Below are 22625 nucleotides of genomic sequence, written 5' to 3'. Positions count from 1 at the left end.
AGGCTTAGCTGTTTAAGTCGTAAATCTGAATCACGCCGGCCAAAGCGCCGTTTTCGGTGACCAGCAAGGAGGTGATTTTGTGCTGATTCATCATCTCTTCAGCGGCGCTCAGCGTGGCGTCGGCGTCGATCGTTTTGGGCGCGGTGCCCATAATGTCGGCAGCACGCTTGCTCATCAGGCCGGCGGCATCTTTTTCCATGTGACGGCGCAGGTCGCCGTCGGTAATAATGCCTTGGCCGTTATCGACGATGCACAATCCCAAGCGGCCTTCATTCATGCTGTGAATCACTTCGGGCATCGAGGCGCTGGCGCTGATCAGCGGCAAATTGGCGGATTTCATTTCGTGTTTGACGCGGGTCAGCAGTTTGCGGCCCAGGCTGCCGCCCGGATGGAAGCGGGCGAAATCGTGCGGTTGGAAACCGCGCGCTTCCATCAGCGCGACGGCCAAAGCGTCCCCCATGACCAAAGTCGCGGTGGTGGAAGAGGTGGGTGCCAGCTGATGCGGACAGGCCTCTTGCGGTACGGCGATATTCAGGTGGAAATCGGCGTTTTTGGCCAGGGTCGAATGAGGGCGGCCGGTCATGGAGATGACGACATTGCCGTTGTCTTTCAGAAACGGCAGCAGGCGGATAACCTCTTCGGTTTCGCCGGAGTTGGAGAGTGCCAGAAAAACATCGTCGGGAGTGACCATGCCCAGGTCGCCATGAAAAGCCTCGCCGGGATGCATGAAAAAGCACGGTGTGCCGGTGCTGGCGAAGGTGGCCATGATTTTCTTGCCGATCAGTCCCGATTTGCCCATGCCACAGATGACCACGCGCCCTTGGGCTTTGAGAATGGCGTCAACACTGCCGTTGAAGTTTTCATCCAGTAGCGATTTAAGGTGCAGTACCGCATCGGCTTCAATGTCCAAAACGCGTTTGGCGATGGCTTGGTAATCTAGTGACATGCGTTCATTCCGTGTTAATAAGGCTTAGAAACGATAACCCAGGTACAGGTTGTGGAAGTCGGTGCCGGGGTTCGGTATTTCGATGCCGGCGTTGGAAACGTGCAGATAGCGGTAACCCAGCTCGAACTGTTTGGTCTTGATGCCCATTCCGAAAATGTCGCCGAATTGGAATTGGGTCGATTTGAATTCGTTTTCGATGGTCGGGTCATTTAGAAATTGCAATCCGGCGCCGGTTTCCATGTAAAGGTCAAGCGATGAAAGCTTGTAGATGTATTGGAAAACCGGCGTGATGCCGAACATATACCCCTCTTTGTTATCCGGGTTTGCCAGCGTGGAATGCCAGTAGTTGGCGTTGACTTCCCAGCGGCCGCCGATTTCAAAGTTACCGGACTGGTAGAACTTCTCTTTCCAGTCGGCACCGAGGGCGATGCGGAAATGATCGATGGTGTTGTCCGCACCCTGGTCGTAACTCAAGGTCAATAGGTCGGTATCGATGCCCGGATCCAGTGAACACGGCGCTTTGCCCTGGTAACAGGCCATGCCGAAGGAGAGAATGGAACCGGCAATCGCCAGCGTCATGGGATCGTTGTTCGATTTGCCTGCTTGTGCAGCCGGGCTGGCAGCCATCAGTGCCAGGCTTAAAGGGGCGATGGCGGCGAAATAAAAAACCTTTTTCAAACTGTGCATAAGGCGCTTTCCTGATAAACTAGTCGCCATATTCTATACGATTTAAATGCCGATGGGGACGGATAAGCTGCCCAATATCGGCGTTGATTGGATCGGTATTAATCCTCCGCTTTTTTGGAATTTAAGCTTAGACAGTTTTATGCACGATTTTTCGCAGACAAGAATTTTGGTGGTGGGCGATGTGATGCTCGACCAGTATTGGACCGGGCGTGCCGGCCGTATTTCCCCGGAAGCGCCGGTGCCGGTGGTGAAGGTGGCCCATCAAGAGGTGCGTGCCGGCGGTGCCGCCAACGTGGCGCTGAATATCGCCGCCTTGGGCGCCAAGGCGCATCTGTTGGGCGTGGTGGGCGAAGACCTTTATGCGCAGCAGTTGCAGGATTTGTTGGTGCAGGCGGGCGTGTCTACCGATTGGGCGCTGTCTGCCAAGGGTACCATCTGCAAGTTGCGGGTGCTGAGCCATCATCAGCAGCTGATCCGTATGGATTTTGAAGAAACGTCCGAACCGCAAGCCGCACAGCAGTTGGCGGAGTTGGTGGCCAGTCAGGTCGCACACTATGATGCCTTGGTCATTTCCGACTATGCGAAGGGCGCCTTGCAGTTTGTCGAGCAGATGATTGCGGCGGCGCGTGCCGAAAATGTGCCGGTGTTGATTGATCCTAAAGGCATCGATTTCCGACGTTACGCGGGGGCTACGCTGATCAAACCCAATCAGGGCGAATTCGAGGCGATTGTCGGGGCTTGTGCCGACAGCGACGTGCTGGTTGAAAAGGCGAACAGTTTACTGGACGAACTGGATTTGCAGGCGCTGCTGGTGACGCGCAGCGAGCACGGTATGGCGTTGGTCAAACGCGGTGAAAAACCGTATCTGCTCAAATCGCAGGCGCAGGAGGTGTTTGACGTCACCGGTGCCGGCGACACCGTGATGGCGGCGCTGGCCACGGCTTATGCCAGCGGCATGAGTCTGCAGAATGCGGTGCATCTGGCGAATCAGGCGGCGAGCATTGTGGTGCGCAAAGTGGGCACCTCCACCGTCAGCAAGGCCGAGTTGGACGAGGCGATCAAGGCGTCGATGCGCCATCAGGGTTACGTGGCCATGAACGAGGACGAACTGCTGGAGCTGGTGCAGCTGGCGCAGCAGAACGGCGAGCGCGTGGTCATGACCAACGGCTGCTTCGATATCCTGCACAGCGGCCATGTGCGTTATCTGAACGAAGCGGCCAAGCTGGGTGAGCGTCTGATTGTGGCGGTCAACTCCGACGAATCGGTGCAGATGCTGAAGGGGCCGAGCCGGCCGATTGTGCCGTTGCAGGGGCGCATGGAATTGCTCTCGGCATTGAGTTGTGTCGACTGGGTGGTGCCTTTCAATGAGCAGACGCCGGAGCGCGTGATCTGCAAGCTCAAACCCGATGTGTTGGTGAAAGGCGGTGATTATCTGCCCGAACAGATTGCCGGCGCGCAGTGCGTTTGGCAAAATGGGGGGCAGGTTGAGGTTTTGTCTTTCTGGGACGGCTTCTCGACCACCAATATTGTTGAACGTATTCAGGAGGCGCAGCGCCTTGAACAGGCAGACGCCGAATAACCCCTTTAGAGTCACTCACAGCCGTTTATGAAAATTAATTTTAGCCATGCTCTTGCCGAACACCAGCGTGCCATCGATTCCGTGATGGCGCAGGCCGACAAAATTGAAAAGGTGTTGAACCGCGTTGTGCAATCGGTGGAAAGCGGCGGCAAGGTGCTCTGGTTGGGTAACGGCGGCAGTGCGGCCGACGCGCAGCATATGGCGGCGGAGTTGATGGTGCGTTACGTCCGGAATCGCCGGCCCATCGCTTCTCTGGCATTGACGACGGATACCTCGATTTTAACGGCGCACTCCAACGACTATACGTTCGATACGGTGTTTGCCCGCCAGGTCGAGGGCTTGGCCAAGCCCGAGGATGTGTTGATTGCGCTTTCCACATCAGGCAAAAGCGCCAACGTCATCAAGGCGGTGGAGGCGGCCAAAGCGATCGGTTGTTATTGTGTGGCCATGACCGGCGGCGCGGCGGGGCCGTTGACCGATCTGGCCGATGTCTGCTTTCAGGTGGATACGTTGGAAACGGCGCGTGCCCAAGAGGCGCACAGCGTCATCAGTCACCTGCTGTGCGAGGGGTTGGATTCGGTTTATGCGGAGGAAACGGATGATGTGGAGCGGCATAGACAATCGTAGCCAGTCCTGCAGGACGTTTCCGCAGCGGGCTTTGAATACAAGCAGGCAGCTTTAGGAGGCGATTATGTTACTGCTGGCAGGGGATATCGGAGGCACCAAAGCGCTCTTACAGCTGATTGAGTACCAACCTGCCCGCGGTGATGTGCCTGCCGAAACTCGTATTATTGGTCAGCAGCGTTTTCTCTGCCAACATTTTGAATCGCTTGATGCGATTGTCCAAACCTTTCTTCTCTCCTTTAATCCTTTACACCAATCTATCGATTCAGCCTGTTTCGGCTTGCCCGGTCCGGTGCTGGGGCGGCGCGTGCAGCTCACCAATCTCCCCTGGGTGGTGGATGCGGATGAACTGGGGGTGGCCTGTTCACTTTCAGAGGTGCATTTCATCAACGATTTTCATGCGGCGGCGCTGGGCGTGAGCAGCTTGTCCTCTAATACTGTTCAAACATTGTTGCCCGCAGCGCCTTCAGGCGAAACCGCGCCACATTCACCCTGTGATATTCATGGCCATTATCTGGTGGTGGGGGCGGGAACCGGCCTGGGGGTGGCGCCGGTGTTTTTTGATGGCGTCAAGGCGTTGCCTGTGGCACATGAGGGCGGCCATTTTGATTTTGCGCCCATCTCGGAGACGCAGCAGTGTTTGTTGCGTTGGCTATGGCAGCGCTTCGAGCACGTTTCCTATGAACGCGTGCTTTCCGGTCCGGGATTGGAAACCCTGTATGAGTTTTTCTGCCGTTTCGATTGTCCTCCTTCCTATCGCCTGACGGCGTCACAAAAGCTTCAAAAAAATCGCTTGAAAAGTTCGCAAAATAGCGAAGTGGGTGCAGATATTGCTCAATTGATGCCGGAGTGTCCGGCGAACCGCCCGGATAGGGTTTTCAAACACGTCAGTGCCGCGCAGATTCAGCAGTTGGCAGACGGCGGGGATGCGATTGCCATCAAAGCGATGACCGAGTTTGTGACTATCTACGGCGCTTTTGTTGGTGCGGCCGCACTCTTTTGGAACGCCCCGCAGGGCGTCTATTTGGCGGGAGGCGTTGCCGTCAAGATTCAGCACTGGATGCGCCAACCCTATTTTCAGCAGGCTTATCTCGAAAAAGGCCGCATGCAGGGCATCGTCGAATCCCGGCCGGTGTTTCTGGTGACGGATGAAAATCTGGGCTTGGGGGGCGCGATGCAGTTTAATTTGCAGCGGATGAAGGCGTGAGTATTGTCGCAAACATAACATGCGCTACGTCAATTATCGGGTTGGTTTTAGCGGATAAGTCATTTTGACGGCGTAAAAAAATGGCAAGATAGAACATTGTGTCGGTTTGGTTTGGATGCACTGTGCATGACAGAACAAGACCGCATGGCAGCATAAAGAGAGCTTTGCACGAGATGGCTACACGAATAAAAATGGTTAAAAACTGTCTGTTTTTTCTCGACTTACCCCTACGGGCGTCGAGTTCTTTGTTTGTTGAAAAACTTGCTAATAGCTCGCTATTAGCTGCGTTTTCCGCCTCAACCAGCCCATTTTTTCCTCATTTTTCTTTCGCTCCCCACTCGTGCAAAGCTCTCATAAAAAATAATCAGCGGGATGGAGACAAAGCATGAAATATTATTGCGAAACCAAGACAGCCACCGAGCTGACGCGTAAAACCCTGGCGCTGGTATTGGCCGGCGGCGAGGGCAGCCGGTTAAAGGGATTGACGCGCTGGCGCGCCAAACCGGCGGTGCCGTTTGGCGGCAAATATCGTATTGTCGATTTTGTGCTGTCGAATTGCGTCAATTCGGGGATTCGTAAGATCGGTGTGTTGACGCAATACAAGTCACACTCGTTGATTCGTCATATCCAGCGTGCCTGGAGTTTCATGCGTTATGAGGTCGGAGAGTTTGTGGAGCTTTTGCCGGCGCAGCAGCGTGTCGATAAAGAGTGGTATCAGGGAACCGCCGACGCACTCTATCAGAATCTGGACATCATGCGCCGTCATACGCCGGAGTATGTATTGGTGCTGGGTGGGGATCACATCTATTCGATGGACTACAGCAAAATGCTGGTGCAGCACGCTGCGTCCGGCGCCGATGTGACGATCGCCTGTATCGAAGTGCCGCGCATGGAAGCCACCGGTTTTGGCGTCATGTCTGTCGATGAGAATCTGTGCATCACGCGTTTTACCGAAAAGCCGGCCAACCCCGACCCTATGCCCGGCAAGCCCGATAAGGCATTGGCGTCGATGGGGATTTATATTTTTTCAACCGAGTTCCTATACAGAAAGCTGATTGAAGACCATGATAATCCGAACTCCTCCAGAGATTTCGGCAAGGATATTATCCCGTCGGTCATCAAGGACTGGCATGTACGTGCCTATCCGTTTGTTAATGAAAAGGACGAGGCGCATTATTGGCGCGACGTGGGGACAATCGAGTCTTTCTGGAAAGCGAATATGGATCTGTGTTCCATTGAACCGGAACTGAATCTTTATGATCGTGACTGGCCGATCTGGACCTATCAGGCGCAAATGCCGCCGGCCAAATTCACCTTTGACGACGAAGGCCGGCGCGGGGAGGCGATCGACTCGCTGGTGGCCGGCGGCTGCATTATCTCCGGGGCGCGTATCAAACGTTCGGTCATCTCCAGCGGTTCGCGGATTCACAGTTACTCGTTGATTAAGGACTCGGTGGTCTTGCCGCGGGTTGAAGTGGGACGCGGATGTCGTATTCAGAATGCGGTGATCGATAAAGGCACGGTGATTCCGCCGGGGACGATTATCGGCGAAGACCCGGAAGAGGATCGCAAACGTTTTTATGTGGAGGAGAGTTCCGGCATTGTGCTGGTCACGCCGGATATGCTCGGGCAAAAACTGCATACCGTACGTTAAATAGCTCGGAGCTAAGGCAGGCAAGATGAAAGTCAAAAAACTCAAGGTGGTGCTGTGCTGGCATATGCACCAGCCTCATTATCGCGATGGTTTGGACGGTCTTTACCGCCTGCCATGGGTCTATCTGCACGCCATCAAGGATTACACCGACATGGCATGGCACCTCGAAAACGCGCCTCATGCGCGAGTGGTGGTGAATTTCGCGCCGGTATTGCTGGAGCAGCTCGATGACTACCAGCGGCAGATGCAGGATTGGCTGAAAGACGGGACGCCGATGTGCGACCCGTTGCTTAATTTACTCGCGGGTGTCACGCCGATTCCGGACGATCTGTCCGAGCGTCTGGAAATTGTAGAGGCCTGCCAGCGCGCTTATGCGCCGACCATGATCAATGCGCTGCCGCATTTTCGCGAGTTGATCGACATGATCCATTTGAGCGGTGCCCCGCAGGGCGTCGATCCGATCTGCATCGGTTACTTGAACCGGCAGTTTTATATTGATCTGTTGATGTGGTATCACCTGGCGTGGATGGGCATCAGTCTGCGGCATGACGATTCACGCATCCATTCGCTGATGAGCAAACAGCGCCATTTTACCACCGAGGATCAGCGCCTGATCATCGAGATTATGGCCGAGGCGATCGGCTCTATTATTCCGCGTTACCGGACGCTGATGGAAAGCGGTCAGATCGAAATCTCCATGACGCCTTACGGCCATCCGATTGTGCCGCTGCTGATTGATTTTGCCAGTATGCGCGATGCACTGCCGGATGCGCCGCCACCGTCCTCTGCCGGTTACCCCGATGGTTACGAGCGCGCCAAGTGGCATATCAAGCACGGTTTGGAGGTTTTTAATCAGCACTTCGGCAGCAAGCCCAAAGGGGTGTGGCTGTCGGAGGGCGCCATGAGTTCGGCCGCAGTCGGTTTGCTGGACGAGTTCGGTTTCAAATGGACCGCTTCGGGGGAAGGGGTCTGGCGCCATTCCTGCGAGGCCTCTCATATTAATCAGCACGATCTGCACAGTAAAAAGGCGCTTTATCAGCCCCTGCAGCACGGCTCGCAGAATTGTGCGCTGTTTTTCCGCGACGATGGTCTGTCGGATCTCATCGGTTTCCAGTACAAAGACTGGCATCCGCAGGATGCGGCCAACAACTTCGTGCATAACATGGAGAACATCGCCAACTTTCTGGGTGACGCGGTGAACGAGCATGTGGTCACGGTCATTCTCGACGGCGAGAATGCTTGGGAGTATTACCCGGACAACGCCTGCCATTTTCTCACCGCACTCTACGACAAACTGAGTTCGCATCCCTTTGTGGAGATGACCACGTTCAGCGATGCGTTGGATAACGGCGCCAAGCCTCGCCATCTGCCGGTGCTCAAGGCGGGCAGTTGGGTGTACGGTTCTTTTTCGACCTGGATTGGCGAGAAGGACAAAAACAAGGGATGGGATCTGTTGGTTGAGGCCAAACAGTGTTTTGACCGGGTCATGGCTTCCGGCGAACTGAGCGCCGAAAAAACGCAACAGGCCACCCTGCAATTAGCCATTTGCGAAGGCTCCGACTGGTTCTGGTGGTTTGGCGATTACAATCCCTCCGACAGCGTGCGCGATTTTGACCGCTTGTACCGGCGTCATTTGACCAAACTTTATCAATTGCTCGGAGAGGAGCCGCCCGCCGATCTGGCGGTGCCGATTTCCCAAGGTGGCGGGCAGATGGAAAACGCCGGCACTATGCGGCGCAATTAACATGCAGTATCGCAGCGAGGTGTGCCTGTGAAACCAAGACAAGCCGGGGTGTTGCTTCATCCAACCTCTTTGCCCAATGCCAATGGCAGGCCGGGGCAGCTCAACGCCGAGGCGTGGCGTTTTCTCGATTGGATGCAGCAAGCCGGCCTGCGTTGGTGGCAGATGCTGCCCTTAACCGAGCCGCATGAGGATTTGTCGCCCTATCAGGCGGTGTCGGCCTTTGCGCTTAACCCGGCGCTGCTGCCCGATCACTGGCAGGAAGCCATCGAGCCAGAGGCGTTGGCCGATTACCTGGAGGCGCCACCGCACTGGCTGGAAGATTATGCGCTCTTTAAAACCATTCGTCAGACCCAGAACCTGGCCACATGGCGCGACTGGCCTCACGCCTTGAAGATGCGCGAACCTCAGGCGCTCGCTGCGTTTGCCGCGGAGCATGCCGAGGCGATTCTGCAGTTGAAAACCGAACAGTTCGCGTTGCAACAGCTGTGGCGGCGCTTCAAAAGCGACGCCAACGGCAAAGGCATCAGGCTGTTTGGCGATATGCCGATTTTTGTGGCGTATGACAGCGCCGATGTCTGGGCCAATTCGCAGCAGTTTATGTTGGATGCGGAGCATAATCCGACGGTCGTCACCGGTGTGCCGCCCGACTACTTCTCCGCCACCGGTCAGCGTTGGGGCAATCCGCATTACAATTGGGCCGTGATGCAGGACGACGGTTTTGCCTGGTGGCGCCAACGCGTGGCGGCGGCTTTGGAGCTGTTCGATCTGGTGCGCATCGACCATTTCCGCGGACTGGAGGCCAGCTGGCAGATTGATGCCAGCGAAACCACGGCAATCAACGGCCATTGGGTCAGAACGCCGGGTGAGGCGCTGTTGCGGGTGCTGCAAGCCGATTTTACCGATTCACAAGGTCGGTTGCCCTTGGTGGCAGAGGACTTGGGCATTATTACCCCGGAAGTGGTGGCGCTTAAAGAGCGTTTCGGTTTGCCGGGGATGTCGGTCTTGCAATTCGGTTTCAACGGCTTGCCGGACAATCCGCACAGCTTGGCCGAGCAGGTGGAAAACTCGGTCGCCTACACCGGCACTCACGACAACGACACCACTTTGGGTTGGTTTGAAAGCCTGGATGAGGGCGCCAAGCAATGGATTTGGCAGCAGTTGCAGCCGCTAGCAGCGCCTCATCTGGCCAAAGCCGGCCTGCCTGAAACCATGCCGTGGCTGTTGATTGACGCCGCCTTGCATTCGGTCGCCGAACGTGTCATTGTGCCCATGCAGGATTGGCTGGCACTGGATGGCGAGCATCGCATGAATGTGCCCGGCACGCCGGACGGCAACTGGCGTTGGCAGTTCGGTTGGCCGCAGGTTCCGCCGGAGCTGGCGGATAGCATTCATAGCCTGCTGGCGCAGGCCAAGCGACTTTAAAACAATCCAAACATCTTTTATAAAACAGGTCGAAGCATTGAAACATCCGGTAGATGAACTTTTACATTTTGATCCCGCGCAGTTTGATCCCATGTTTGCCGAATCGCTGGCGCGCCTGGCGCAAGGACGGCATCACGATCCGTTTGCGTTTTTAGGCTGTCATGCCTTGCCTGTAAAGCAGGGCGCTGAAAAAACGGCTCAAAAAACTCAACAGGCCGGGTGGTGTATCCGCGAATGGCTGCCCAGTGCCGAACGCGTATGGATTAAAACCCGCGAGGAGGCGCCGTTGCCGATGATGCGTCTGCACGGTACCGACCTGTTTATGCTCAAGCTTGATGAAACGGCAAAGGTGCAACTGCCGCAGCACTATGTCGTGCGTTGGCTCGACAAGAACGGCCAGACCTACGAACGTGAGTCGTCCTATACGTTTTGGCCGCAGCTCGGCGAGTTGGATCTGCATCTATTTGCCGAAGGCACGCATTGGCAACTGTATGAGATGTTGGGCGCCCATCCCAAAACCATCGACGGTGTGAGCGGCGTGCACTTTGCCGTGTGGGCGCCGGCGGCGGAACGGGTATCGGTGGTGGGCGACTTCAACGGCTGGAACGGCCTGGCACAACCGATGCGGGTGCTGGGTGCGTCGGGCGTTTGGGAGTTGTTTATCCCCGGACTGCATGCCGGCGACCTCTACAAGTTTGAAATTCGCAACCGTCAGACCGGCCACTGTTTTGTCAAGACCGATCCTTACGCCCAGGCAATGGAATACCGTCCGGCGACCGGTTGCATTGTGTATGCATCGGATTATGCATGGCAGGACGACAACTGGCTGCAGCATCGGGAACGGTTTGATTGGCAACACGCGCCGATCAATATCTACGAAGTGCATCTGGGGTCGTGGCAACGCGCCGATAACGGCGGTTTTTTGAATTATCGCGACATTGCGCATCGTCTGGTCGATTATGTGAAGTGGATGGGGTACACCCATATCGAACTCTTGCCGGTATCGGAGCATCCGCTGGATCAGTCGTGGGGTTATCAGACCAGCGGCTATTTTGCGCCCACCAGCCGTTTCGGCTCGCCGGACGATTTCCGTTATTTTGTCGATTATTGCCATCAGCACGGCATCGGCGTGTTTCTCGACTGGGTGCCTGCGCATTTTCCCAAAGACGAGTTTGCGTTGGGGCGGTTTGACGGTTCGGCGCTTTACGAACATGAAGACCCGCGCCGCGGCGAACATCAGGATTGGGGCACCTATATCTTCAATTTCGGCCGTAACGAGGTGCGCAACTTTCTGATTGGCAATGCGCTTTACTGGATCAAGGAGCTGCATATCGACGGTCTGCGGGTGGATGCGGTGGCCTCCATGCTCTATCTGGATTATTCCCGCGCCGAGGGCGAGTGGGTGCCCAACCAGTATGGCGGCCGCGAGAATCTGGATGCGATCCACTTTCTGCAACAGCTCAACGAGCAGGTGCATGCGCAGTGTCCGGGCGCGGTGGTCATGGCGGAAGAATCGACCTCCTGGCCGATGGTGTCGCGCCCTACCTGGATGGGTGGGCTCGGGTTTTCGATGAAATGGAATATGGGGTGGATGAACGACACCCTGAGTTATTTTGAAAAGGAGTCGGTGCACCGCGCCTATCATCATAACGACCTGACGTTTAGCCAGATGTACGCCTATTCCGAAAATTTTATTCTGCCGTTGTCGCACGATGAAGTGGTGCATCTCAAAGGTTCGCTGATTGGCAAAATGCCCGGCGACGATTGGCAGAAAGCCGCCAACCTGCGTCTGTTGTTGTCCTATCAGATGTTGCATCCGGGTAAAAAACTGCTGTTTATGGGCGGCGAGTTTGCGCAATGGGGCGAATGGAACGAGTCGCGCGCGTTAGATTGGCATTTGTGCGATGTGCCGTTGAACCGCGGCGTGCAGCTGTTGGCGCAGGCGCTTAACCACCTGTACCGCGAGCAGCCGGCACTGTATGCGCATGATTTTGAAAGCCACGGTTTTGAGTGGATCGATTGCCATGATTATCAGCAATCGATACTGAGTTTTATGCGTAAAAACGAGCAGGAAACGCTGGTGTGTGTGTTCAACTTCACGCCGGTCGCGCGTCAGCATTATCGCATCGGTCTGCCGGGTGGCGGCATTTGGACGGAACGGCTGAATTCCGATGCCGCGCTGTTTGGCGGCAGCAATCTGGGCAATAGCGGTGCGGTCAATGCCGAAAACCTGCCTTGGATGAACCAGTCCCATTCGGCGGAGCTGACGCTGCCGCCGCTGGCCGCCTTGGTATTACGCCGCGAGAATTGAAATAATAAGACAAAGACAAAACAAAAACAAAACGACTGTTGATTGAGAAAATGAAAATTCTGTTTGCTACCTCCGAAGCCCATCCTTTGATTAAAACCGGCGGTCTGGCCGATGTGTCGGGGAGTCTGCCCAGCGCGCTGGCGCACTATAAGCACAAGGTGCGTTTGGTGTTGCCGGCGTACCGCGCGGTGATGGAGCGCTTGCCTGAAAAAAGTCTGAAGCAGGTCGCCAAGCTGTCTGTGGGTGGGTGCGGCCGCGAGTTCGAGGCGGTCATCTGGCAGCTTAAGGCCGGGGCGGTTCCGGGGGTTGATGTGCCGGTTTGGCTGGTGGATATTCCCGCGCTTTTCGACAGGCCGGGTAACCCTTATCTGGCGGAAGACGGTGCCGATTGGTGGGATAACGGCGAACGTTTCGGGGTGTTTTCCAAGGTAGTGGCGGAATTGGCGATGGATCGCGCCGGTTTGCAATGGCAACCGGACGTGGTGCATGTCAATGACTGGCAGACAGGGTTGGTGAGTGCGCTGTTGAGTGTCGAAACCCAAAGACCCAAAACGGTGTTTACCGTCCACAATATGGCTTATCCGGGCAATTTCCCGCACTCGCTGTTCGCCCAGCTGCAGTTGCCGGAGTCGTTGTGGAATCTGGATGGCGTGGAATTCTGGGGGCATTTTTCGATGCTCAAGGCGGGCCTGATCTGCTCCGACTGGGTGACGACGGTCAGCCCGACCTATGCCAAGGAAATCTGTTATCCGGAATATGCCTACGGTTTTGAGGGGGTATTGCAGAAACGCGCTGCCGAGGGCCGGTTGATCGGGATCTTGAACGGCATCGACGAGCATATCTGGAATCCGGAAGTCGACGAACTGATTCACAGCCGTTATTCGGCCGAAAAGGGGCGAGTGGCCGGCAAGCAGCGCAACAAGGCGTTTCTGATTGAAGAGCTGGCGCTGTTGAACGGTTTGAGCGAAACCCGGATTCAGGGACATCTGGCGGACTGGTTGCAGGCACCGTTGATTGGTTTTGTGGGCCGTCTGGTGGAGCAGAAGGGCATCGACCTGGTGCTGGAGGTGTTGCCCGAACTGATCGAACAGACGCCGGCCAATTTTGTGTTTGTGGGTTCCGGCCACAAATCGTTTGAAAACGCCCTGCGTGATTTGGCGCAGCGTTATCCTGAGCGTATGTGGGTGTATATCGGTTATTCCGAAACCCTGGCCCATCAGGTGGAAGCGGGGGCGGACATGTTTTTGATGCCGTCACGCTTCGAACCTTGTGGATTGAACCAAATGTATAGTCTGGCGTACGGCACGCCTCCGATTGTCCACCACACCGGCGGACTGGCTGACACCGTTGTCAATGCCACGGATGAAAACATGCTGGCGGGCACGGCCACGGGGTTTGTATTTTACGACCCGAGCCGCTTCGCTTTAAAGTCTACTTTATTACACGCCTTGGGTCTGTTTGCCAAAAAACGCAGTTGGCAGAAACTGCAAAAAACCGGCATGCAGCAAGCGTTTGGCTGGAAAGCCAGCGCCCAGCGTTACCTAGCCCTATATGTGGAGGATTGAGCAATGCCAACCTTAACTGAAGCCCAACGCGCCGACGTGATGACCAAGATGTTGCAGCACGTCGGTATGGAAAAAGAGGATATCGAGGCCGATTTCCTCAGTTATCTGTGTCACACCCTGGGACGCAATCTTACCTCCGAGGACTACTATCTTTTCAAAGCGCTTTCCTATGCGACGCGTGACCGCTTAATGGTCAACTGGAAAAAGACCTGGGAGGCGTATAACGCCAAGAAACTGAAAAAGGCCTATTACCTCTCGATGGAGTTTTTGATCGGCCGCTCCTTAACCAATAATCTGCTGAATCTGGGCATTGAAAATCAAACCGAGCAGGCCATGTATGATCTGGGCCTGAATTTGGAGGAGATTGAAGAGAGCGAGCGTGATGCCGGTTTGGGGAACGGCGGTTTGGGGCGGCTGGCGGCCTGTTTTATGGATAGCTGCGCAACCTTGCGTCTGCCGGTGATGGGCTACGGCCTGCGCTATGAATACGGCATGTTCAGACAGCTCATTCAGAACGGTTACCAGATTGAAGAGCCTGATCACTGGCTCGGCATGGGGCCTTATCCGTGGGAGATTCAGCGTGCCGAATATACCCAGGTGGTCAAGTTCGGCGGCGAAACACGTCACTATACCGATCCGCATACCGGTCAACTGACGGTGCATTGGGAGCATGCAGACGTGGTCTTGGCCGTGCCGTTTGACGTGCCGATTCCGGGATTCAAGAATGAAACCGTCAATACCTTGCGGCTGTGGTCGGCGATGGCGCAGGAGGGGTTTAACCTGTCGGAATTCAATGCCGGTTCCTACCATGAAGCGGTGGCCAAAAAAGCCGAAGCCGAAAACATCACCATGGTGCTCTATCCGAACGACTCCAGCGAAAACGGCAAGGAACTGCGTCTGAAGCAACAGTATTTTCTGGTATCGGCCAGTCTGCAGGACGTGGTCAGTCAGTGGAAGGATCGTTTCGGCGACTTCAAAGACTTTGCCCAATACAACACCTTCCAGTTGAACGACACCCATCCGAGTCTGGCCGTAGCCGAACTGATGCGTATCTTGATCGACAAGGAGCGTCTGGGGTGGGACGAAGCCTGGTCGATTGTGACGCAGACCATGGCCTACACCAATCATACGTTGTTGCCTGAAGCGCTCGAAAAATGGCCGGTGAGCCTGTTCAGAAAACTGCTGCCGCGCCCTCTGGATATTATTTTTGAAATCAACCAGCGTTTTTTGACGCAGGTGGCGATGAAATGGCCGGCGGATATTGCCCGTCAGCGCCGCATGTCGATTATTGATGAGCATAACAATGTCTGTATGGCGTATTTGGCGATAGTCGGCTCGCACTCCGTGAACGGTGTGGCCGAACTGCACTCCAATCTGTTGAAAGAGGGTTTGTTCCACGATTTCTATGAAATGTGGCCGGAGAAATTCAATAACAAAACCAACGGGGTCACCCAGCGCCGCTGGTTGGCAGGCTGTAACCCCGGCCTGCGCAGTTTGTTGAAGGACAAAATCGGCGAGGGCTGGATTACCGAATTGACACAGTTAAGCAAGATTGAGGCGCTGGCGGACGATGCAGCCTTTCGCGAAGCCTGGTTTGCGATCAAACAGGCCAACAAACAGCGTCTGGCGGACAGCGTGCTTGACGAAACCGGCGTCAAACTGAATGTCGATTCCCTGTTTGATGTGCAGGTCAAACGCATTCACGAATACAAGCGCCAGCTGTTGAACGTGTTGCATGTTATCCATTTGTATTCGCGCATCAAGCGCGGTGACTTGGACAACTGGACCAATCGTTGCGTCATTTTCGGCGGCAAAGCGGCGCCGGGTTATGCCATGGCCAAAAAAATCATCAAGTTGATCAACAACGTGGCGCAGGTGGTGAATGTCGATCCGGATGTGGGCGACAGATTGAAGGTGGTGTTTTATCCAAATTACCGGGTGTCGGCGATGGAGATCATCTGCCCCGGTACGGATCTGTCGGAACAGATTTCCACAGCAGGCAAAGAGGCGTCTGGTACCGGTAATATGAAGTTTATGATGAACGGCGCTCTGACTATCGGCACGCTGGACGGTGCCAATGTCGAAATCCGTGAAGCAGTCGGAGATGAAAACTTCTTTTTGTTCGGTATGACTACGCCGGAGGTCGAGTCGTTGCGTCAGCATTACAATCCGCAGTGGTGCATTGACGAAAGTTACGACTTGCAAGCGGTGTTGGGACTACTCGAGTCCGGGCACTTCAATCAGTTTGAACCGGGCATTTTCGACGATGTGATCCAATCGCTCAAAAGCCCGAAAGATCCTTGGATGACGTTGGCGGACTTTCAGAGTTACGTGAGTGCCCACGAAGCCGCTGCACAGGTCTATCAGGATAAGGATAGCTGGATAAAGAAAAGCATTATCAACAGTGCCAGAAGTGGTGTTTTCTCAACCGACCGTACCATGCAGGAATACAATCGTGATATTTGGAGGCTTGAGCCTATAGCGGCTGGGGATTAGTTCGCACCAAATCTGTCTATAATAAAAAGGGGAATGCTTATCGCGTCGCCATTTCTGGCTGAGAAACTCATGGTATAATTCCGCCTTGTTTTATTTTGGGGGGTTATCCGGCCATGTGCGGAATTGTTGGCGGAGTGGCGGAGCGTAATATCGTTCCGATTTTGTTGGAAGGTTTGAAACGTCTGGAATACCGCGGGTATGACTCCTCCGGTATGGCGGTGCTTGATGGTCAACAGCAAATCCGCCGTGTGCGCGCTTTGGGCAAGATCAAAAACCTCAGCCAAAAGATTCAGGAAAGTACTGAAGAATTTGCCGGTAATTTAGGCATTGCCCACACCCGTTGGGCGACCCACGGCATTCCGGCTGAAAACAACGCCCACCCGCATATCTGCAACAACCGCGTCGCCGTGGTGCATAACGGCATTATCGAAAACTATCAGGAACTCAAAGCCCAGCAGCTGGACAAAGGCTACCGCTTCACCTCGCAAACCGATACCGAAGTCGTCGCCCATCAAATCCACTACGAACTCACTCTGTTGGGAGAAAGCGAAGACGCACTGCTTAAAGCCGTACAAAACGCCCTGCGCCATTTCAAAGGTGCCTACGCCCTAGGCGTGGTCGCGGTGAATGACCCGCACACCCTTATCGCCGCCCGCAAAGGCAGCCCGCTGGTGATCGGCATCGGCATCGGCGAACACTTTATCGCCTCCGATGTCTCCGCACTCTTGCCGGTCACGCAAAACTTCATTTTTATGGAAGAGGGCGATGTCGCCCACATCACCCGTGAAACCGTGCGCATTTTCGATGCTACTGGCCAAATCGTAGAGCGTGCCGTCAAACAATCCACGCTCACTGCCCATGCCGTCGAACTGGGCGATCACCGCCACTACATGCACAAAGAGATTTTCGAGCAACCACAAGCGGTCATCGACACCCTGGAAGGGCGCATTACTCAGGAGCACGTCTTGGTCTCCGCCTTTGGACATCAGGCCGAAGCGCTGTTTGCAACCATCGAACGGGTGCAGATTATCGCCTGCGGCACCAGCTACCACTCCGGCCTGGTCGCCAAATACTGGTTTGAAGACATTATCGGCTTACCCTGTCAGGTCGAAGTCGCCAGCGAATACCGCTACCGCAATCCGGCGGTGTTGGACAACACCCTGTTTGTCACCATCAGCCAATCGGGTGAAACTGCCGATACCCTCGCTGCGTTGCAACAAGTCAAAAACAGCAAAAAAGCCAAGAATATTCCTACGCTCACCATTTGCAATGTACCCGAATCGAGTCTAACGCGTGAAAGCGATCTCACCTTTCTCACCCACGCCGGCCCGGAAATCGGGGTCGCTTCCACCAAAGCCTTCACCACACAGCTGGTCGCGCTGGCGTTATTGCTCACCGCCATCGGCAAAACCCAAAAACACCTGTCATCCAAGCGCGAAACCATTATCGTGCGCGGCTTGCAAAAACTACCCGGCCTGCTCAGAAACGCCTTACAGCACGAAGACAAAATCATCGAACTGGCGCAACTGTTTGCCGACAAAAACAGCGCCCTGTTCCTCGGCCGCGGTACCATGTACCCGATTGCCATGGAAGGCGCCTTAAAACTCAAAGAGATCAGCTACATCCACGCCGAAGCCTATCCCGCCGGCGAACTCAAACACGGCCCGCTGGCCCTGATTGACGACCAAATTCCCGTGGTCATGATCGCACCCAACGATGATCTGCTCGAAAAACTCAAATCCAACCTGCAGGAAGTCAAAGCCCGCGGCGGACAGATGATCGTGTTTGAAGACGAACTCTCCAATATCGAATCCGAAGGCAGTATGCAGGTGGTCAAGGCCACCACCAATGTGGGGCGGATTACCGCGCCGATCACCTTTAACATTCCGCTACAACTGCTCAGTTACCACGTGGCGTTGATCAAGGGTACGGATGTGGATCAGCCGCGTAACTTGGCGAAGTCAGTAACGGTAGAGTGATTTGTTTCTTGGAAGATTTTGATGAAAAATAGTGTTGCTGAAAAAAGGGTGGTTATTGTCTGTGATTGGTTGACTGTAAATGGCGGCGCCGAGAAGGTGTTGCAGCTTTTGCTTGAAATGTTTCCACAGGCCGATATTTATACATTGTTTGATGCACTGAAACCGTCCGAGCGCTGTTGGTTGAAGCAAACCAAAGTGATTACCAGCAAGAGTCTATTGTTAAGATATTTTCCTTCCAAATACCGCTGGTTTTTGCCGATTATGCCGTTTTGGATTGAACAGTTCGATTTGGTTGATTATGATGTGGTGATTTCTTGCTCACATGCTGTGGCCAAAGGGGTAATTACTCACCCCCATCAGACACATCTTGCTTATATCTACTCTCCGATGCGTTATGCTTGGGATTTACAATTTGAACATTTTGAACGTGGTGATTTTGGGCGTGGTCTAAAAGGGTGGTTGTTTAAACACTGGTTACATCGCTTTAGGGTGTGGGATGCCGTTAGTTTTTTACGTCCAGATCAGGTTATCGCTTCATCACATTTTATTGCAAAACGGATTGAGAAGGTTGTCAACCTTGATTGTCCGGTGATTTATCCGCCGGTCAGTCCACTCAACCCCGGACTTGCTGAAGAAGTTGAAGGCTTGCCTGAGCACTATTATGTGATCGTTAGCCGTATGGTGCCATATAAAAATATCGATAAAATCATTCGTGCCTTTGCTCAATTACCGGAGCGAAACTTGGTCATTATAGGTAACGGCCCTCTTCTATCTGCGTTTCAACAAATGGCGAGCGCCAATGTTACTTTCTTGGGTTATTTACCTAAAGAGCAAATGATTTATGTCTTACAAAAAGCTAGGGCTTGTATTCATATGGCTGTTGAAGACTTTGGCATTGCGCCCCTTGAAGCGCAAAGCTTAGGGGTGCCGGTAATTGCCTATCAACGCGGAGCACTGCATGAAACTATAATGGGGATTGGCCGTTCTTCGCGGCCCACTGGCATAAACTTTAAAGACAATACTCCGGAAAGTCTCATCTCGGCTCTCGAAGTATTTGAGGACTATCAGCAAAAGGTTGGTATATCTCAATCGCATTGTATTGAAAACAGTAGACGTTTCTCTGTTGAAACGTTCCGCCTGGCCTTTATGCAGGCAGTCGAAAAGGCCTGTGACTGTGCTTAGAGTTTTGCTGAGCTATCGTTATTTTATTTTGAGCTCAATTAAAAACGAGTTTAAGGCACGTTTTGCGCGTAGCAAACTGGGCGGTTTATGGTTGGTTATCCATCCTTTGGCGATGGTGTTGGTCTATGCGCTGATTTTATCCGAACTGATTCAGGTAAAGTTTCCGGGGGCGGCGATTGATAATGCCTATCCGATCTACTTAACGGCAGGGGTTCTAGCTTGGTTTATCTTTTCAGAAACCGTTCTACGCTCGCTCAACCTGTTTATTGACAATGCCAATCTGCTCAAGAAAATCGCCTTTCCGAAAGCGGTTCTGCCGATTATTTTGCTTGGTAATGTCCTGCTGCAAAGCCTGCTCTTACTGGGTGCGATTTTGCTAGTTTTTGCCTTTTTAGGTCACTTTCCCGGTATTCAAATCCTTTGGTTGCCGCTGCTGTTTTTGGTGACACTGCTGCTGGGATTTTCCATTGGGCTGATTTTGGGCATTTTGAATGTTTTTATGCGGGATATTGGTCAGATAGTACCCATTATTATGAATTTTATGTTTTGGCTGACTCCGATTGTCTATACCTTGGCCATTATCCCCGAAACCTATCGCCACTGGTTTGCCTTCAATCCGATGGCGCATTTGGCGGGCGCATTCCAAGACGTCTTACTCTATAATCGCGCAGTGGATTTATCCATCATGGGCGTTTTGTTGGCGGTAGCACTTGGCTTGCTGAGCGTTGGTGCCTTTCTGTTTAAACAGGCTAAAGCGGAAATGTTGGATCAGCTATGAGTGTGTTAAGCGTTCGCCAAGTAAGCAAATCCTATCGAAAATACCCGAATGAACTGGTTCGGGTCGCCTCGTGGTTTGGCTGGCGTTCAGCAGAAACTCAAACTCTGGAGGTGCTAAAACCGATCAGTTTTGATGTTCAAGCGGGCGAGTCGGTAGCGATTGTCGGCCAAAACGGCGCGGGCAAAAGCACGCTTTTAAAAATGATTGTCGGCACTCTTAATCCCAGTAGTGGCAGTGTTCACGTTCACGGGAAGGTGGCAGCGATTTTAGAGTTGGGCATGGGGTTTAACCTTGACTTTACTGGTCGGCAAAATGCCATGCACGGCCTTGCTTTAATGGGCTACAACCAAGAGCAAATTGAGGCAGTGTTACCTGATTTACAAGCCTTTGCTGAAATAGGCAGTTACTTTGACCAACCACTGCGTGTCTATTCCAGCGGCATGCAAATGCGTGTGGCATTTGCGGTTGCTACCGCCTTTCGTCCCGATATTCTGATTGTCGATGAGGCTTTGAGTGTAGGGGATGCCTATTTCCAGCATAAAAGTTTTGAGCGCATCAAAAGTTTTCAGCAAATGGGCACCTCTTTACTGCTGGTTTCGCATGATAAAACGGCCATTCAAACGGTGTGCAATCGTGCGTTATTGTTGGCGAATGGTCAAATTATCCAAGAAGGTCGGCCGGATGACATTATGGATTACTACAATGCGATGATCGCCGAAAAAGAAAACAGTCAACTTACTCAGCAGAAGCTAACAAATGGTCTGACTCAAACCTATTCCGGAAGCGGTGAAGCGAAAATTATGTCGGTGCAATTACTCAATGCAAAGCAACAACGGTTGGATGTGGTTAGTGTTAACCAAGATGTTCAACTGCTTGTGCGGGTTAAGGTCACAACCCCAATTTCTCAGCTGGTTCTGGGTTATGCATTGAAAGATCGTTTAGGGCGGGTGGTGTTTGGTACGAATACGTGGCACACCCAGCAATTGATTCGCAATTTGCAAGCCGATGAAGAAATCGAATACGCAATCCATTTTAAAGCCAGTTTAGGGGAGGGTAGTTATTCGGTGGTTTTAGCGCTTACCGATAGCGAAAATCATTTAAATGCCAATTATGCTTGGTTGGAGCGGGCGTTGATTTTTGAGGTGATTAATACCGATAAACCGGTTTTTGAAGGCATACTGTGGCAAGAGAACAACATTCAAATTCACCGAGAAAAATCATGAGTCAGACCATTAGTCAACCCGGATTCTACCGCGCCTTTGAAGATCGTTATCGCGGCAGTCGCGAACTTATTAAACAACGTTTAGCCCAATATCAACCTTTTTTGGATGCTCTTAAACATTGTTTTGCGGATTGTCGTGCCTTGGATATTGGTTGTGGCCGTGGTGAATGGTTGGAGTTACTCAGCGACCAGGGTTTTCAAGCGAAAGGCATTGATTTGGATGAGGGAATGCTGGTGGCTTGCCAAGAACGCAATCTTGACGTTACTCATGGTGATGCGCTTACCTTTTTAAAAACGTGTCGGCCAAACAGTTTGCATTTGATTTCTGCTTTTCATGTGGTGGAGCACATCACCTTTGAGCAACGTCAAGAACTCATCGCCTTAGCCTATCAGATCCTAGTCCCTGGTGGCTTGTTGTTAATGGAAACTCCCAATCCTGAGAGTTTACTAGTTTCTACTACCGAGTTTTATCTCGATCCCACGCATGTCAAACCAATACCGCCAGATCTATTAGCGTTTAGTACCGAATATGCCGGCTTTAGCCGTAACAAAATTCTGCGTTTGCAGGAGCCACAAGGCATTCTGCAAAAGCCGCAGATTTCGCTGGTGGATTTGGTTTATGCCGTCAGCCCCGATTATGCAGTACTGGCGCAGAAACCCAATCCAGCTCTCGCAGATATTTTTGACTCGGTTTTTGATCCGGAGTATGGGATAACGTTAAAAGCCTTGCTGCACCGCGTCGAACAGCGGATGCAACAATCAGAAATGCGGGTAAAAGAGATCCAATCTGAAATTGTACAAGTTCAACAAACTAACAATCTACTTCATAACGAGCTGCGTACTGTTTATCAAAGCCGCTCGTGGCGTTTAACTAGACCCATACGCGAAGTCAAACATTGGCTCAGTCCAAAATGGCGTTGGTTCAAACAAGGTACGATGGCCTGGTTCACCATGTCGCCGCACAGTCGTCCTTATCGTCTATTACGCAAAAGCGTTTGGAATGCCGTGGATTATGTCCGTGCGCGACCAAAGCTGAAAAATCGCTTAGTGAATCTGCTTGAAAAAATGCCATGGGTGCGCAACCGTCTAGCACAACTGTTGATTCGGCAGCGTGCAACGCAAGAAGGGGTTATGTATAAAAATACCCAACTTAGTGTACCGGCAGAGACGATTTTTCAGCAGTTGGAGCTTCTTAAAAATGCGTCAGTAAAGACAGGGGATTAATAAAG

16 protein-coding genes are annotated in these 22625 nt (G+C 53.2%); 14 read left to right on the top strand and 2 right to left on the bottom strand.

Going from position 1 to position 22625, the window contains the following annotated elements; translation table 11 throughout:
- Nucleotides 1–4 precede the first annotated feature (4 nt).
- Together HZ297_RS03025 and HZ297_RS03020 are read right to left on the bottom strand one after the other, a co-directional pair.
- On the bottom strand, nucleotides 5–946 hold the full coding sequence (locus HZ297_RS03025) for a KpsF/GutQ family sugar-phosphate isomerase (RefSeq protein WP_178861490.1): 942 nt from the start codon (nucleotides 944–946) through the stop codon (nucleotides 5–7).
- A gap of 24 nt (nucleotides 947–970) precedes the next feature.
- A complete protein-coding gene (locus HZ297_RS03020; protein WP_178861489.1) occupies nucleotides 971–1633 on the bottom strand; it encodes an acyloxyacyl hydrolase in 663 nt (220 codons plus the stop codon).
- 139 nt (nucleotides 1634–1772) lie between these two features.
- Here HZ297_RS03020 and hldE point away from each other — a divergent pair, with 139 nt between their 5' ends.
- The 14 genes from hldE to HZ297_RS02950 all read left to right on the top strand — a co-directional run bounded on the left by hldE (nucleotide 1773) and on the right by HZ297_RS02950 (nucleotide 22620).
- Complete coding sequence (gene hldE / locus HZ297_RS03015) at nucleotides 1773–3212, top strand: bifunctional D-glycero-beta-D-manno-heptose-7-phosphate kinase/D-glycero-beta-D-manno-heptose 1-phosphate adenylyltransferase HldE (protein WP_178861488.1); 1440 nt, start codon at nucleotides 1773–1775, stop codon at nucleotides 3210–3212.
- 27 nt (nucleotides 3213–3239) lie between these two features.
- Nucleotides 3240–3839 carry a D-sedoheptulose-7-phosphate isomerase gene (locus HZ297_RS03010; protein WP_178861487.1) on the top strand — a complete coding sequence of 200 codons (600 nt, stop codon included), beginning with the start codon at nucleotides 3240–3242 and terminating at the stop codon, nucleotides 3837–3839.
- Between the two features lie 64 nt (nucleotides 3840–3903).
- Nucleotides 3904–5043, top strand: a complete 1140-nt coding sequence (locus HZ297_RS03005) for a glucokinase (RefSeq protein ID WP_178861486.1) — start codon at nucleotides 3904–3906, stop codon at nucleotides 5041–5043.
- 385 nt (nucleotides 5044–5428) lie between these two features.
- Nucleotides 5429–6697, top strand: coding sequence for a glucose-1-phosphate adenylyltransferase (gene glgC / locus HZ297_RS03000; RefSeq protein WP_178861485.1), 1269 nt, complete (start codon nucleotides 5429–5431; stop codon nucleotides 6695–6697).
- 25 nt (nucleotides 6698–6722) lie between these two features.
- On the top strand, nucleotides 6723–8441 hold the full coding sequence (locus tag HZ297_RS02995; RefSeq protein WP_178861484.1) for a glycoside hydrolase family 57 protein: 1719 nt from the start codon (nucleotides 6723–6725) through the stop codon (nucleotides 8439–8441).
- A 27-nt stretch (nucleotides 8442–8468) separates the two neighbouring features.
- Nucleotides 8469–9863 (top strand): 4-alpha-glucanotransferase, encoded by a 1395-nt coding sequence (malQ, locus tag HZ297_RS02990; protein WP_178861483.1) that lies wholly within the window; start codon nucleotides 8469–8471, stop codon nucleotides 9861–9863.
- A gap of 91 nt (nucleotides 9864–9954) precedes the next feature.
- Complete coding sequence (glgB, locus tag HZ297_RS02985; protein WP_178861545.1) at nucleotides 9955–12174, top strand: 1,4-alpha-glucan branching protein GlgB; 2220 nt, start codon at nucleotides 9955–9957, stop codon at nucleotides 12172–12174.
- 50 nt (nucleotides 12175–12224) lie between these two features.
- Complete coding sequence (gene glgA / locus HZ297_RS02980) at nucleotides 12225–13739, top strand: glycogen synthase GlgA (RefSeq protein ID WP_178861482.1); 1515 nt, start codon at nucleotides 12225–12227, stop codon at nucleotides 13737–13739.
- A 3-nt stretch (nucleotides 13740–13742) separates the two neighbouring features.
- The gene (locus tag HZ297_RS02975) at nucleotides 13743–16235 is read left to right on the top strand and encodes a glycogen/starch/alpha-glucan phosphorylase (protein WP_178861481.1); all 2493 of its coding nucleotides are present in this window, start codon (nucleotides 13743–13745) and stop codon (nucleotides 16233–16235) included.
- 113 nt (nucleotides 16236–16348) lie between these two features.
- Nucleotides 16349–18214 carry a glutamine--fructose-6-phosphate transaminase (isomerizing) gene (gene glmS / locus HZ297_RS02970; protein WP_178861480.1) on the top strand — a complete coding sequence of 622 codons (1866 nt, stop codon included), beginning with the start codon at nucleotides 16349–16351 and terminating at the stop codon, nucleotides 18212–18214.
- Nucleotides 18215–18235: 21 nt separating this feature from the next.
- Nucleotides 18236–19396 (top strand): glycosyltransferase, encoded by a 1161-nt coding sequence (locus tag HZ297_RS02965; RefSeq protein ID WP_178861479.1) that lies wholly within the window; start codon nucleotides 18236–18238, stop codon nucleotides 19394–19396.
- Entirely contained in the window at nucleotides 19389–20174 is a 786-nt protein-coding gene (locus tag HZ297_RS02960) for an ABC transporter permease (RefSeq protein WP_218644508.1), read from the top strand. Before HZ297_RS02965 ends, HZ297_RS02960 begins: the two co-directional genes overlap by 8 nt.
- Nucleotides 20171–21397: an ABC transporter ATP-binding protein gene (locus HZ297_RS02955; protein ID WP_178861477.1), complete on the top strand. Its 1227-nt coding sequence runs from the start codon at nucleotides 20171–20173 to the stop codon at nucleotides 21395–21397. Before HZ297_RS02960 ends, HZ297_RS02955 begins: the two co-directional genes overlap by 4 nt.
- Nucleotides 21394–22620: a class I SAM-dependent methyltransferase gene (locus tag HZ297_RS02950; RefSeq protein ID WP_178861476.1), complete on the top strand. Its 1227-nt coding sequence runs from the start codon at nucleotides 21394–21396 to the stop codon at nucleotides 22618–22620. The genes HZ297_RS02955 and HZ297_RS02950 overlap by 4 nt, the downstream gene beginning before the upstream one ends.
- Nucleotides 22621–22625: the final 5 nt, after the last annotated feature.

The sequence above is a fragment of the Thiomicrorhabdus cannonii genome, assembly GCF_013391695.1.
Lineage (GTDB): Bacteria > Pseudomonadota > Gammaproteobacteria > Thiomicrospirales > Thiomicrospiraceae > Thiomicrorhabdus > Thiomicrorhabdus cannonii.
This window is presented reverse-complemented; position numbering and strand designations above follow the sequence as displayed.

Excerpts from the sequence above, each read along its gene's own strand:
- HZ297_RS03025 (WP_178861490.1), bottom strand. The coding sequence starts at position 946 with ATGTCACTAGATTACCAAGCCATCGCCAAACGCGTTTTGGACATTGAA.
- HZ297_RS03020 (WP_178861489.1), bottom strand. The coding sequence starts at position 1,633 with ATGCACAGTTTGAAAAAGGTTTTTTATTTCGCCGCCATCGCCCCTTTA.
- hldE (WP_178861488.1), top strand. The coding sequence starts at position 1,773 with ATGCACGATTTTTCGCAGACAAGAATTTTGGTGGTGGGCGATGTGATG.
- HZ297_RS03010 (WP_178861487.1), top strand. The coding sequence starts at position 3,240 with ATGAAAATTAATTTTAGCCATGCTCTTGCCGAACACCAGCGTGCCATC.
- HZ297_RS03005 (WP_178861486.1), top strand. The coding sequence starts at position 3,904 with ATGTTACTGCTGGCAGGGGATATCGGAGGCACCAAAGCGCTCTTACAG.
- glgC (WP_178861485.1), top strand. The coding sequence starts at position 5,429 with ATGAAATATTATTGCGAAACCAAGACAGCCACCGAGCTGACGCGTAAA.
- HZ297_RS02995 (WP_178861484.1), top strand. The coding sequence starts at position 6,723 with ATGAAAGTCAAAAAACTCAAGGTGGTGCTGTGCTGGCATATGCACCAG.
- glgB (WP_178861545.1), top strand. The coding sequence starts at position 9,955 with ATGTTTGCCGAATCGCTGGCGCGCCTGGCGCAAGGACGGCATCACGAT.
- glgA (WP_178861482.1), top strand. The coding sequence starts at position 12,225 with ATGAAAATTCTGTTTGCTACCTCCGAAGCCCATCCTTTGATTAAAACC.
- HZ297_RS02975 (WP_178861481.1), top strand. The coding sequence starts at position 13,743 with ATGCCAACCTTAACTGAAGCCCAACGCGCCGACGTGATGACCAAGATG.
- glmS (WP_178861480.1), top strand. The coding sequence starts at position 16,349 with ATGTGCGGAATTGTTGGCGGAGTGGCGGAGCGTAATATCGTTCCGATT.
- HZ297_RS02965 (WP_178861479.1), top strand. The coding sequence starts at position 18,236 with ATGAAAAATAGTGTTGCTGAAAAAAGGGTGGTTATTGTCTGTGATTGG.
- HZ297_RS02955 (WP_178861477.1), top strand. The coding sequence starts at position 20,171 with ATGAGTGTGTTAAGCGTTCGCCAAGTAAGCAAATCCTATCGAAAATAC.
- HZ297_RS02950 (WP_178861476.1), top strand. The coding sequence starts at position 21,394 with ATGAGTCAGACCATTAGTCAACCCGGATTCTACCGCGCCTTTGAAGAT.